At 59.5% G+C, this 13,817-nt stretch carries 2 protein-coding genes; both read right to left on the reverse strand.

Annotation, left to right across the window (positions count from 1 at the left end; all coding sequences use genetic code 11):
• Positions 1-394: 394 nt before the first annotated feature.
• Positions 395-784 carry a hypothetical protein gene (locus HX866_RS30205; RefSeq protein WP_177141004.1) on the reverse strand — a complete coding sequence of 130 codons (390 nt, stop codon included), beginning with the start codon at positions 782-784 and terminating at the stop codon, positions 395-397.
• The gene (locus HX866_RS30210; protein ID WP_177141005.1) at positions 784-13,677 is read right to left on the reverse strand and encodes a hemagglutinin repeat-containing protein; all 12,894 of its coding nucleotides are present in this window, start codon (positions 13,675-13,677) and stop codon (positions 784-786) included. The genes HX866_RS30205 and HX866_RS30210 overlap by 1 nt, the downstream gene beginning before the upstream one ends.
• Positions 13,678-13,817: the final 140 nt, after the last annotated feature.

The following is a 13,817-nucleotide window of genomic DNA, read 5'->3' on the forward strand; positions in this document are numbered from 1 at the left end:
CGTTTGGCGCACGCAATATTCTCCCATGCCTGAAGCATGTGGGAAATATGAGTTTTTTCGGCAGGCTATTTCGCGTATTGATTGAGTATCGCTGAGCCGTGCTTTCTAAAGCGAAGATCCAAGCCTTACCCCATATTGATGAAGGCGTGTCGATCAGCAAGGGTCGACGTCAGAAAGCAGTGGCTCCCAAAACAAAAACAACGTTAAGTAAGTGCCATTCAAATCCGTCCCCTTTTCCTCCATAGAAGACGTGTTCAATACCTGTCATCAGACCACCGTCCTTGTTGTAAGTGCTCGCGCCCCACGATGTATCTATTTATCTTGGAGCAGGTAATGCCTTGATTGCGTCATCTACAATATCCCTAGCTTTTTTTGCCCCAAGCTGGCTGACCCTTTACTTTTTCAAACTTCGCCACATATCATTTAAAACAATTAGCACCCTAGAATAAACCAGCAACTGAACCTCAAAAACCACAACACCCTCCGAAAGATGAATTTCTAAAGGAATTGAAATATTCACATTATGGGTCGCCGAAGCCTGCGAAAACACCGCAGCAGATAGATAACTAGTGATCTTTAATATATCAGAATAAAGAACACCAACATTTTTTTCCTTAGATTTTATAGCTACGCCTTTTTCAAAAATCTTTAAGGCACAGTTATCCAAATCAATTTCATATACTCCCTGACCCAGTTCGGAATCACTACTGAGAGGTATATAGCCTCCATAACCAGACACATTGAGGCTTTTCAGTTGTTTGCTCGCTGCCTTTGGATGGCTCACTACTTTAGCCCCTTCAAAAAATCTCTAAGTCCTTCTTTGGTAGCGGGAAAACTAAAAGAGAATTGCTCGCCCACTTTCCCTGCCCCTAATGCTGCGCCTTCCTCTGACGCGTAATAGCCTTTAAGGGTGACTGTCTTGGCACCTTGAGACTGAGTGTATTCTAGGAGTTTTTTAAGCGGCCCCACTAATTCGGAGGCCCCATCCGGACCATAGCCAATAAAACCTTTCGATGTGCCTACAGCAAAGTCGTCAAATATAACCTCACCAGCATTCATCGTCACTTTCGGGGAGTATATGGTTCCGACCCCGTTAGCAGCATCAAATGAAACTTTCCCAAGATCGGTTGCCACAGGCAAGGTTGCTTTTGCACCATCTTTTAGAGCAATAGCCCCCCCACCAAACACCCCTAACGCTGTACCACCTAACGCTGCATCCCCACTCGCCATTTCTGCAGCAATGATAGCCGTCTCATTGCACATCGCCGGAGCCAGCGCGCATCCCATCGCCAATTCGGGAAGGACAACAGCAGCACCCACACCACCCGAAGCATAAACCCAGCCCGCGACAAAGTCATGCCCTGGCCCTTCGTACCCATCACCCCTGGCTTGCGATCTCTGGGCCTCGCTTCTTTGTTCCGGGGTCGCACCCTGCTGAACCAAATAAGCATCCAGACTGGCCGCCGCCGCCCCATAACCGGCATTCAACGGAAAGGAGATTTCGTTGTTTTCAACAGCGTTCTTGGCCGCGTTTCCTCCAGCTACCGCACTCGCCGAATCGCCCCCCACCAAGCCACCGACCAAACCACCGGCCAATGTCGACAACGTCGATATTTTCTGTTTTTCAACTTCGCTCAGCTCACTGGCCTGCTTGCCCGGATAAAGCTGGGTCGCAATCAGCTCTCCCAGACTGGCTCCTGCGGCCCCAGCCAGGGCCGAGGTCTGCTGGGACTTGGCCAATACCGCGCCAAGCACGGCGTGAGCCATGATTCTCGCTTCAAGGTTGTCACCGGTACTAGCCTTGATCACACCGGCCAGATACGGTGCCGACGCTCCCACCAGTGCTTGAGCGACATTACCGCCAGCCAGACCTTGGATCGCCGCCGTGACCGCCTGCGCCGCTCGTTGATAATTGCCGCCCGTACCGTAATCCTCCAGGACGGCGTTGGTGACCTGGGTGGATATTTGTTCATTTGTGGGATTGGTGTTGCCGCTCTGGGCCAACTGCTGACGAGCCGCTTCAACCTTCTGTGGATCCTTCAGGGCCTTGGCCGTTTCGATCGCACCCTGGGTGCGAATGATGTCGATTGCCTGGTTGCCGATTTCACCAATCAACTGAGCCTGACGCAGGCGTTTCTGCTCTTTCTCTTTATCGAAAATCGGGCTCAAGGCGTTATTGGCATGTTCGACATCACGACTCAGCGTGGCGACATCCTGCTGTTGCTTGCCCTGATCGCGAATATTGATTTCACCCGCTGAAACAGCCGAGTAGGTGCTACTGCTGTCATGCCCACTATGGTTGGCGCCCGTCAGTAACAAGCTGCCCATATTCCCTATGAACGTTGAACCCGTATCGCCACCGGTACCACCACTGACACTTTGATGTTGGCTGCTGAAGTCAGCTTCGTTGTGAATACCCGTCCATCCCAGGGTGCCCGTACTCAGTTTGTTTTGATACGCACTGGCGGTGCTTGCAATCACACTGCCGTTAAGCTGCGTGTGCTCTCCAACATTGACCTGATACCCCCCCTTGCCAGCAAACAGGCCTGTTTGCTCCTGTACGCTCTCGAAGTTGGACTTGATTTTGTCCTGGCTGACGCTAAGCGATGCGCTGCCCGTCATGCTGCCAAAGGTAAAACTGCCACCAGCACTAGCATTGGCCTGCTTGGAATCGAAACGATCGGTGTCTTGCAGGCTGGTCAAGGTCAGGTTGCGGCCAATATCGGCAATCACTTTTTGTGCCGTGGCTTGCGCGCCTTCCAGCGTCGTGTCACGGCCACTTTTCAAGGTCAACTGATTACCCGCGTTAACCGTGGTTTCTGTCCACGCGCTGCCGTTGCCTGTTTCCTTACCTGTACCGCTATTGGCATTGGCGAATATGCTCAGACCCGCACCGCTGGAACCGACCCCCAAACTAATCCCAATCGCCCCGCCACCACTCTTGTTGGAACCATCAAGTCGTTGTGAGTTGATACCCGCGCTCAGATCAATGTCATGAGCCGCTGTCATCGACACATCGTGGCCCGCCTGTAGCTTGCCACCGACGACCGCTATATCTCCCGTCGCAGAACCAGGCTGACCGCTCCCTACCGCAATGATGTTCAGATCCTTGCCTGCGGTCAGGCTGCCCCCCTGACTGGTACTCTGCTCCTGAACCTGCTTGGAGCTGGACTTCTGTGTACCTAGCGACAAGGCAATACCTACAAAGCTGCCTGTACTCGCACCGGACTGAATCGCCTGAGCGCCTTGCCAGGCCTGATACCCAGATAACCCGGCCTTGACCCCCTGGAGTGCGGCGAGACGAGAGTCATCTTCCTGCTTTGAAGCCTGAACCGTTTGCACCGCTGTATTGACAGCCTCGCCCACGACCCCGGACAAGGCCAGTGTCAGGCCACTTTTACTGCTCTCTTGAGTGGTTTGGGTAGAACTGCCATTGGCTGCATCTGTGATGTAGACATTTTGTCCCGCAAGATTGATGTCTTTATCCGCGACCACATCGCTGGCCTTGACGCTCAGGTCCTTACCGGCGGTGATGTTCACGCTGCCCAACACACTGCCGACGGTGCTAGCTTTCTGCATCTGGCTTTCAGTGCTTTGCGAATAGGTATTCTTGGAGGAACCCAAGGTCACGCCTATCCCACCAGAGCCCATCAGGCCTGACTCTTTAGTTGACTGGCTATGTTGTGCACTGAAGTGCTCGGTACCACTTTCTATACGAATATCGTTACGGGCTTGCAGGTTGGTTTCTTCAGTCGACACAACATTACTGGCGGACACCGCAAGGTCATGCCCCGCCTGAATCAGTGTGCTATCAGCACTGAGCGTCGTTCCGGTCAGTGACGTGCTGCTGGAAGAGTCACTGCTCATCTTACTGGTGCTGGAAAAACCGAAACCGCCTGACTTCGACTCGGCCGAAGCACTGAATTGGCTGTTTTGCGCCGCGCTCAAATTGACATCGTTGCCCGCACGAACCAACAGGGCTCCTTTGTCACTATTAACAGACGAGCCCGTGATGTTGACGTCATTCACGGCAACGATCGTGGCCTTCCCTTGCGCTTGGATGACGGAGGAAACGGCTTGCTCACTGCCGCTTTCCGTCATCGTCGATGACTTTTTGCCCCAAGCACCTTTCTTGGTTTTGGAGTAATAGGAATAGTCGCTATTTTGCGCCGTATCCAGGTTCAGGTCATTGCCAGCATAGAGGTAAGCTTCATTGCCGGCACTCACACGGCTTGCAGTCACTTCAAGGTCTTTGCCCGCAACCAGAGCAACACTGCCACCCGCAGTCACACCAGTAGAAACCTGCTGGGTGTGATCCTCCTGACGGGTGATCTTGTTGGTCTGGACGAAGGAGTGCTGCTCGTCCGCCGCCGAAGCCAAGGTCAAATCACCGACCGCCGACAGCGCCACGTCACGCTTGGCATCGATCTGACTGGCGATGGCCGTCAGGTCGCGCCCGGCACTGACCGTCAGGTCCCTGCCAGCCGTTACGCTGGAGCCATTCTGAACCACGCTCTTGTCGCTGGAACGGACACCCAGCGTCTGGCTGTTCACTTGCTCGGCTGAGGTGATGTTCACATCGCGCCCAGCCTTGAGCGTGGTGTCCAGCGTGCTTTTCAACACGCCACCGCTGTTGTCGATATCGCGCCCGGCGCTGACCGTCAGGCTGTTGCCCGCCTCGATCCGCGCGGCGCTATCGGCGAAACCACGCTGTTCGCTTTTCTCACCGATGCCGCTTTCGTGAGTGGTGATGGTGCGCTCGTTGATCACGTCGCCCGTGGTGGCGGTCACGCTCACATCACGGCCCGCGATGATGCCGCCCGCCTTGTTGACCAGGTTATTGCTCGCCAGCGCATCCAGGCGATTACCTGCTTCCAGCAACCCGCTGTTGGTCAGGTCATTGCCGGCCGTGACCGACAGGTTGTTACTGGCCCGCAAGGTCCCGGCGTTGTTCAGGTCCTTGCCCGCAATCAGGCTCACGTCACTGCCCTGGATCAACGCGCCATTGGCCGCCAGGCGGTTGCTGGCGTTGGCCAGGTACAGCACCGGCACCAACACCTGCTCGCCGTTCACCGTCTGGTTTTCCATCCAGACGATATCGTGGGTCAGGGCCGCGACCTGTTCGGAAGTCAGGCTCACCCCCAGTTGCAGGTTGAGCGCCTGTTTGCTGGTGATGGCGTTGTTCATCAGGTACTTGAACATCGCGTCATCGGAGGTCTGGCCGTCGATAAAACGCTGGCCGGTACGGGCAGTCACCGCCTGCTGGATCAGTTTCTGTTCATAGAAGCCGTCACCCAGGCGCTTGGCGCTGTCATCCGGGTTATAACCCAAGCCCGAGAGCAGGTAGTCCGAACTCATGAACTGCTTGAGGTCGGTCAGCACCGGGTTGGTTTCGATCAGGTATTTCTGCGGGCTGGACCTGACCGACATATCCGGCAAGCCCTGGACGCGAGCCAGGGGCTGACCCTCGGAGATTGGATTCACACCGATATTGCTGTCATGGCCGGGCAACTGAATGGCACCGCTGCCGGAGTCCACAGGTGCACCGACATCAATGGCGCTGGCGCCCACGCTATTTCCGGTGGCCTGACGGGTAGTCTGGGTCAGTTGCCGATCATTGATGGCGACCTGCGAGATATCGCCGATCTGGCCGTCACGCACCTGGACTTGCGGCAGGCTTTGCTGGCGCTGGGCGGTACCGACCGTCGTGCCGCCCATGCTCCAGCTTTGCGAGCCAGGATTGGCCTGGCTGGCCTGCTGAAGCGAACCACCCTGCCCGCTCAAGCGGAACAGGCCGTTTTGCCCGGTGGGTAGGCTGAAGCCCGGCAGGGCCAGGGGATTGACCTGCTGCTGCGCCAGATTCGGCGGCAGTTGCGAGTTGACGGTGATCCGCGTGGAAAAATTGCTGCCCGAGGACTGGGTGTCGGTGCGTGGACCCGCGCCTACGTAGGTGTAGCCCGGACGCACGACGCTGTTGTCGATGCCGCTTTGCGCCCGGACGTTGACCGCACCACCGGCCTGGATCACTGCGGCATAACTCTGGTCGCCGGAGTCCAGTTTACGGGTGGTACGCAGTTGTACCCACTCCCGCTCGGTCGAGCCGATAAAAGCGCTCATGGCCGCCTGGAGACCACCCAGGTTGTTGGGGTTGTAGCCTGCACTTTGAAACCAGTACTGGTTGGTAAAGGCGGCGGCGTTCGCGTACCAGCCTTCCGGGTGACGGGTACGCTCGGACACGAAGATACGCGAGGTTTCGGTCTCACCGGTTTCCAGGCCGCTGTTGGTCAGGTTATTGACCTGGGCGCTGAAGCTGCCGCCGGCGGCGATGGTACTGCTCTGGTTGAGCAGGTCGCCGCCTTGAATACTCAGATTGGTGCCGGCCGTGATGCTGGAGGCCGCACTGGCCTCGGTCACTTCGAACTTGTCCCGCTGAGTGATCTGCCAGACGTGGTTCATCTTGCCGTCGCTGCAGTCACTGGCGTTAAAGCTTTCGATACATTGAGTTTCAGTGATCGAAGCGGTGTAGAGGCCCAGATTGTTGGTGGTCAGCACAGTTCGCACGTTCTTGATCGTGCCCGCCGACAGACTCATGCTGCCATCGCTCTGGATCGTGCCCGAGCTGTTGAGGATGCTGCTGGCCAGGCCACCAAGCCCGTCGCGATCTACCTTCAAGTTGCCCAGGCTGTAGATGTTCCCGTAGCTGTTGGTCAACGAATCGACCCGCAAGCCCATGTCGCTGCCGCTGAAGATCAGTCCATGGTCATTGAGCAATGCCCCGGTGGTCGCGGTCAGGGCCTGCGAACTGCCCAAGGTGCCGTAGTTGTTGATACCAGCAGCGCTGACACTCATGTTGGCCGCCGAGGTCAGGCGACCGTAGTTGTTCAGCACACCACCGACATTGATCGTGGTGTCTCCGCCCCCGGCAATGCTCCCGCTACTGCCAACGTTCACCGAGGCGGCGGTCAGCCCAAGGGTACCCAAACTGCTCAAGCGACCATTGCCACCGTAGCTGCCACTCAGGTTCAGATTCACCGTGCCATCACTGGCAATCAACCCATCGTTGTTCCAGTTGCCACCGTTGCCGGTCAGGCTGGTGGACGCCAGCAACTGCCCGCCCGCCGTCTGGTTCAGGGTGTTGACGTTCACCGTCAAGCGCCCGGCCTGGATCACGCTGCTGTTGGTCCAGTTATCCGCCGTCAGCGTCAACCCGCCACGGGTCACCAAGCTGCCGCCCGCGTTCAAGATATTCGCGGTGGCAATATCAAAGGTGCCGTTACCCACATGCAGCAAGCTACCGCCCAGGTTCTGGAAGCCCCCGGCATTCACAGTCAAATCGCTGTTAGCGGTTTCCAACTTGCCATTGCTGTTGTCGAACAACCCACCAATCTGAAACTCGGTCTTGCCGCTACCACCCAGCGCCCGCAGTTGCCCGGTCTGGTTATCCAGGCTGGCCGCACGCACGCTCAGGGTGCTATCACTTTCGATAATGCCCAGGCGGTTGTTCAGCGCGCCGTTGAGGCTGAGGTCGATCTGTTGGCCGGCGATCTGGCCATCGTTGTCGCCGCTGTTGTCGAAGTTGTTGCCACTGACCTTGACCAGACCCTTGGCGTACAAGCCGCCGTTGCGGTTATCGAAATCGGCGGTGGTGATCACTGCATCGCCGCTTTGCGCCGAGATCCGCCCGCCGTAGTTGTCGATCCCGCCCAGCGCACTCAGGTTCAGGCGCTGGGCCTGGGTGGTGCCGCCCTGGCGGTTGTTGTTCAGGTCGTAGCCGTTTTTCAGCACGCCGACGATGTGGGCTTCGAGAGCGCCCTTGATACTTGCCAGAGTACCGCCACGGTTGTCGAGGTTGGCGGCGCCGACGTTCAGGTCGCCGTTCTGGGCCAAGAGCTTGCCGCTCTGGTTGTCGATATCGCCTGTAACCGTCAGGTTCAGCGCACCCTGGCTTTGCACGGTGCCCTTGCCATTGGCGAGGCTGGCGGCGCTGAGCTTCACGTCAGCGTTCTGGCTGTAGATCAGGCCGTCGCCGCTGTTCTGCACGGCGCCGCTGGAAGTCAGGGTCAGTACATCATTGGCCGCCACGGTGCCGCGATTGCTGTTGTCGAGACCGCCTGTGAGCACGCTCAACAGACCCTGGCTGACCAGTTGCCCGCCCTGGTTGTTGATCTGGCTGCTGCGGCTGATCAGCAACGGACCGGCACTGGCCAGCTTGCCGTTGGTGTTGGTGAGGACGCCCAGCAGGTCGAGATTGACCGCGCCATTACCGGTCAGGCTGCCGCCGGTGTTGTCCAGTGTGGTCCCGGTGAAACCCAGGGCCTGTTGTGCACTGATGCTGCCGCCGTTGTTCAGGGCCATGGCATTCAGCGTCAGGGCCGTGCCGCTGTCGATGGAACCGCCCGATGCGTTGTTCAGCAGACCGCTGACGGTCAGTTGCTGGGCCGCGCCGCTGGACAGAATACCGGCGCTGTTGTCGAGACTCGCGGCGTTGAGGGTCAAGGCCTGCTGGCTGACCAGCGCACCGGCATTGCCGTTGAGCAGTGCGCCACTGAGGGTCACATCAAGATTGCCGTTGCGGCTGGACAAGGTGCCGCTGTTGCGGTTGTCGAGACTGCCGCCATTGACGGCCAGTCCCTGCCAGCCGGAGAGCAAACCACCCTGGTTGATAACGCTGGTGGCGGTCACGCCCAGTTGGTTATTGCTGATCAGCTTGCCGCCGCTGTTGTCCAGGGTCCGGCCAGTGAGGTTGAAACTCTGGCTACTGGAAAGTTCGCCGTTCTGGTTGTTCAGGTCGCGCAGGCGGTTGAGGCTCAACGGTCCCTGGGCGTTCAACAGGCCGTTGCGGTTATCCAGGTCGCCGCCGGCCAGGTCCAGATTGATCGCCTGGCTGCCGAGCAGACGCCCGCCGTTCTGGGTCAGGGCGCCGAGGTTCAAGCCGATATCGCCCTTGGCCGAGACTTCACCACCGTTGCTGGAATCCAGACTGTTGGCGGTGATCGTCAAACCACCCTGGCTGTTGATCAGACCATTGCCGGTGTTGTTCAGAGCCATCGCATTAAGGGTTACGGCGCCAGTGCCGAGCAGCGTGCCGCCCTGGTTGTTCAAGTCGGCACTGGTGATTTTCAGGCTTTGTGCAGCGTTGATCAGCCCCTGGTTCTGGTTGGTCAGCAGACCGCTAGTCGTCAGGCTGAGGTCGCTACGACTGGTGAGCGTCCCGCCGCTGTTATCCAGGCTGGCAGCCTGCACATCGAGCGCGGCGGCGGCGATCTGGCCCTTGAGGTTGGTCAGCGCCTGATTGACCCGCAAGGTCACGGCCTGGTTGCTCAGCAGCTTGCCGTTGCTGTTATCCAGGCTGTCGGCGATGACACTGAAGGCCTGGGCGCTGGAGATTTCACCACCCTGGTTGTTCACGCCCTTGAGGTTGTTCAGCAGCAGAGACGGCGCATTGATCAGGCCGTTCTGGTTGTTCAACTGACCGTTGTTCAGGTCAAGGCTCAGGGCGGTGTGGCTGAAGAGCTTGCCGCCCTGCTGGTCGAGGCCGCTGACGCTGGCGGTCAGGGCCTTTTCGCTACCGATACTTCCGCCCTGGTTGGTGACCTGCCCGGCGGTGAGGGTCAGGCTGTCGGCGCTGCTCAGGTTGCCGGTGCTGTTGTCGTAGGCCCCAGTGGTGACACCCATCGCGCCTTTGGCGCTGATCAAACCTTGCTGACGGTTATCGAGGCTGGCGCTGTTCAGGGTCAGTTGCTGGTCGGTGACCAGCCGGCCGCCCTGGTTGATCAAGGCCCCGGTGCTGGTCAGGCTCAAGGCCCCCGCGCTCGACAGGCTGCCCGCCGAGTTGTCCAGGCTGGCGGCGCTGACCGTCAGGTTGCCTTCGCTGCTGATCAGCCCCTGAAGCCGGTTGGTCAGAGCGTTGTCGAGGGTAATGACCAAACCGGACTGAGCACTCAGGGTGCCGCCGCTGTTGTCCAGGCTGCTACCGCTGAGGCTGGCGCTGCCCTGGCTGCGCAATTGGCCCAGGCTCTGGTTGATCACTTGGGCCACCTTGAGGCCCAGCGCCGTGTCGGACAGGACCTTGCCGCCGTCGCTGTTGTCCAGGCGTGTGCCGGTCAGGGTCAGGTCGGCGTTGCTGGAGAGTTCGCCGCCACGGTTGTCGACCTGATCGACGTTGAGTTTCAGCGCTTTTGTCGCCCCTACCAGGCCGCCCTGGCGGTTATCCAGGGTGTTGCCGTTGAGGCTCAGGGCGCCAGTGGCAATCAGTTGGCCATTTTGGTTATTTACGCTGGCGACAGTCGCTGTCACATCGGCTTTGCCGGAGACCGCACCGTTGCTGTTGTCCAGGCTGTTGGCGGTCAACAGCACAGCGCCGTCGCCGATCAGGGTGCCGTTCTGGTTGATGAAGGCATTGGTCACGCCCAGATCGACCGCGCCCCGGCTGCTGATCAGACCATGGCTGTTGTCCAGGCTGGCGCTGCGGCTGTCGAGGGATGCGGCGGAAATCGTGCCGCCCTGGTTATTCAGGGCCTGATCGATGCGCAGGGCCAGGCCCTGGTCGCTGAGCAACTTGCCGTTGCTGTTATCCAGGCTTTGCGCGGCCAGGGTGTAGGCCTGGGCGCTGGAGATTTCACCGTTCTGGTTGGCAACACCGTTGAGGTTGTTCAGGACCAGCAGCGGACCATTGATCACGCCGTGTTGGTTGTTCAACTGGCCGTTGTGCAGGTCCAGGCTCAAGCGGGTTTTACTGAACAGTTCGCCGCCTTGTTGATCCAGGCCGGTGACGCTGGCGGTCAGGTCCTTGGCACTGGCAATACGACCCGAGGCGCCATTGCTGACCTGGGTGGCGGTCAGCTCCAGGCTGTCGTCGCTGGTGAGGTGACCGCCCTGGCTGTTGTCCAGCGTGCCGGTGGTGATGCGAGTCGTACCTTTGCCGTTGATCACGCCTTGTTGGCTGTTGTCGAGGCTGGCACTGGCCAGGGTCAGGCCCTGATCCGCAAGGATCGAACCACCCTGGTTGAGCAAGGCGCCAAGGCTGGTGATCGACAAGGCCGCGCCACTGCCGAGCTTGCCGGCGCTATTGTCCAGGCTCGCGGTGTTGAGGGTCAGTGCGCCCTCGCTGCTGAGCAGCCCGGTGTTGTTCAGCAGGGCACCATCGAGGCGGATGTCCAGGCCCTTGAGACCGGAGATGTTGCCGCCGCTGTTGTCCAGGCTCGTACCGCTCAGGTTCAGGTTGCCCTTGGCGAACAGTCGGCCCTGGGTCTGGTTGATCAGTTGCGCGACGCTCAGCCCGAGGTCGGTCTCGCTCAACAGCTTGCCGCAGTCGCTGTTGTTCAGGCTCTGGCCAGTGACATTGACGCTGCGGGTGGTGCTGGACAGTTCGCCGCCGCGGTTGTCGATCTGGTCGACCTTGAGGACCAGCGCCTGGGTGCTGGCGACCGTGCCGCCGTTACGGTTGTCGAGGGTTTTGCCGGTCAGCAGCAAGCTGCCTTGGGCCACCAGGGCCCCGCCCTGCTGGTTCAGGGTGTCGACGTTGGCGGTGAGATCGCCCTGGCTGGCGATACGGCCGGCGGCGTTGGCGATTTCCTGCACAGTAAGGGTCACCGGGCCGACTGCGCTGAGCAGGCCGCCACTGTTATCCAGACGGGTGCCCGTGTAGCCGAGGGCAGCCTTGCCGATCAGATTGCCCTTGTCGCGGTTGTCCAGTTGATCGACCAGGAGCTTCAAGTCCTTGTCGGCTTGAATCACACCGCCACGGTTGTCCGTCGATGCACTGCGCAAGGTCAGTTGATCCTTGCCCACGAGGCTGCCGCCGCGATTGTCGAGGCTGCCGGTGTTGAGGTCGATGGCCTGGCTGGCGCGCAGTTTGCCCTGCTCGCGGTTGTCGAAGGCGCCGCTGAGGGTGGCCGTCAGACTACCGCCCGCCGCCAGCAAGGTTCCCGCCGCACGGTTATCGAGACTGGCCGCCGTCAGGCTCAGCGCCTTGCCGGAGCCGAGCATGCCGGCGTGGTTATCCAGGGCGCCGCTCAGGTCGATGCTCAACCCCAGGTCGCCGGTGAGCTGACCTTGGGTGTTGTCCAGGCTGCTCGCCTTGAGCGTGGCGATGCCCGCGCTCGACAAGCTGCCCCCGCGGTTATTGAGCGCACCGCTGGCGTTGATGCTCAGAGCATTGCCCGCCGACACCAGCCCGGCTACGTTGTCCAGGGTCGCGACCGTCAAGGTGACACCGGCCAGGCTGGAAAGCTGGCCGCCGTTGTTGCCCAACGAACCGACATTACCGACGAGTTCGCCGTTGCTGGTGATCAGGCCAGCTTGGGCGTTGAGCACTTGTCCGGCATTCAGGTTCAGGGTGCCGCCACTCAGGGCTCGACCTTTGTTCTGGTTATCGAGGGTGGCGGCGCTGACGCGGGTCTGCCGCTGCCCGCTCAAGGTGCCGCCCTGGTTGTTCAGGGCTTGTGTGGCCGTGACGCTCAGGTCGCGGCTGGCAATCACGCTCTGGCCATTGTTGGTAACGTTCTGCGCCGTGATGCTGACATCGCCTGTGGTATTACGCGTGTTATCCGCATTGACCCCGGCTTCGATAATGCCGTTGTTGGTCAACTGACCGCCGCTACCCAGAGTGATGCTGTCCCTGGCCGCCAGGTTGTTCCGGCTGGTCAGGTCACCCGTGGTCTGCACATTCAAGGTGCTGCCGGCGTAGATCGGACCTTGGGCATCAAGGCTGGCAGCCTTTACATTGATGGCACCACTGGCGGTGGCCTGGACCATGCTCAGTTGACCGTTGGCATCGAGTTGGATATCGCCGCCACTGGCCGCCAGATTGCCGGCCAGTTTTACCCCGACACCGGCCTCGGTACCGACCAGCTTGATGGCGCCGGCGTACATGCCGCCCAACGCTGTGGAGTCGATCGCCACCTGCGGTTTGGCACTGCCGTCATCGGCACGCGCTGTGGCCTTGAGACTCTGGGCATCGACGTCGTTGCGCCCGGCGATAATCGTCAGTTGCTTGGCATTGATCTGCGCGTTGATGGTCGCGGCGCGGGTAATGATTTCAAACTGGTCGATATTGCTGGCGTTGAGCCCTGCGCCATCGATGGAAACGCTGCCTTGGTCAACCTGATAACCCGTGACCTGACCGTTGGTGATCACCGGCTTGCCGGTGGTCAAGGTCGCTTGCGGCGTATTGATAAAACCGCAACCGTTGCAACTGATGCCGTACGGGTTGGCGACGATGACATGGGCCGACTGCCCTGCCACTTCGGTATAGCCGCGCAACTGGCTCGGGCTGGCGCCGGTCACTTCGTTGAGAATGACATTGGCCGCCGTGCCATTGAGGTTCTGGTTACCGAGAATGATCCCGCCCAGTTGCGTGGACTGGGTACGCGCGGTGGCGTTGTTGAGGATGACCCCGTTGGCCCCAACGTTGTAGTCGCTGAATTGGTTGTGCGACAGACCCTGGGCATTCGGCGCGGCGATATTGACGATCGGCACGCCATTGCCCGCCTGTCCCAACGTCGTGCCGCCCCCGCTGACGGCAATCCCGTCCGCCTGGGCCAGCAGCGGCTGCCAGAACATCGCGTTCGCCAAGATGAACGCCAACCCGCGTTTGGGCAGTCCCCAAAAGTGTTCACGGTTTTTCAGGGCAGCAGAGGGCTGACCCGCGAGGAAGGCAAACTGACGAACATCCATGTAGGAGTCTCTATGCAACGAGTGCGGTGATGGGTGTTAAAGGAAGAAATCCAGACGGAAATAGATCGGTGCTTCGCGCTCGGTAATCGGCTCCGGTCGCTCCAGCGAATGAGCAAAGGTCACCGTCGCGGCAAGATGCT

The sequence above is a fragment of the Pseudomonas gingeri genome (assembly GCF_013386165.1).
Classification (GTDB): Bacteria; Pseudomonadota; Gammaproteobacteria; order Pseudomonadales; family Pseudomonadaceae; genus Aquipseudomonas; species Aquipseudomonas gingeri_C.

Bases quoted from the DNA above. Each gene is read 5' to 3' on its own strand.
- HX866_RS30210 (WP_177141005.1), bottom strand. From the start codon at position 13,677: ATGGATGTTCGTCAGTTTGCCTTCCTCGCGGGTCAGCCCTCTGCTGCC.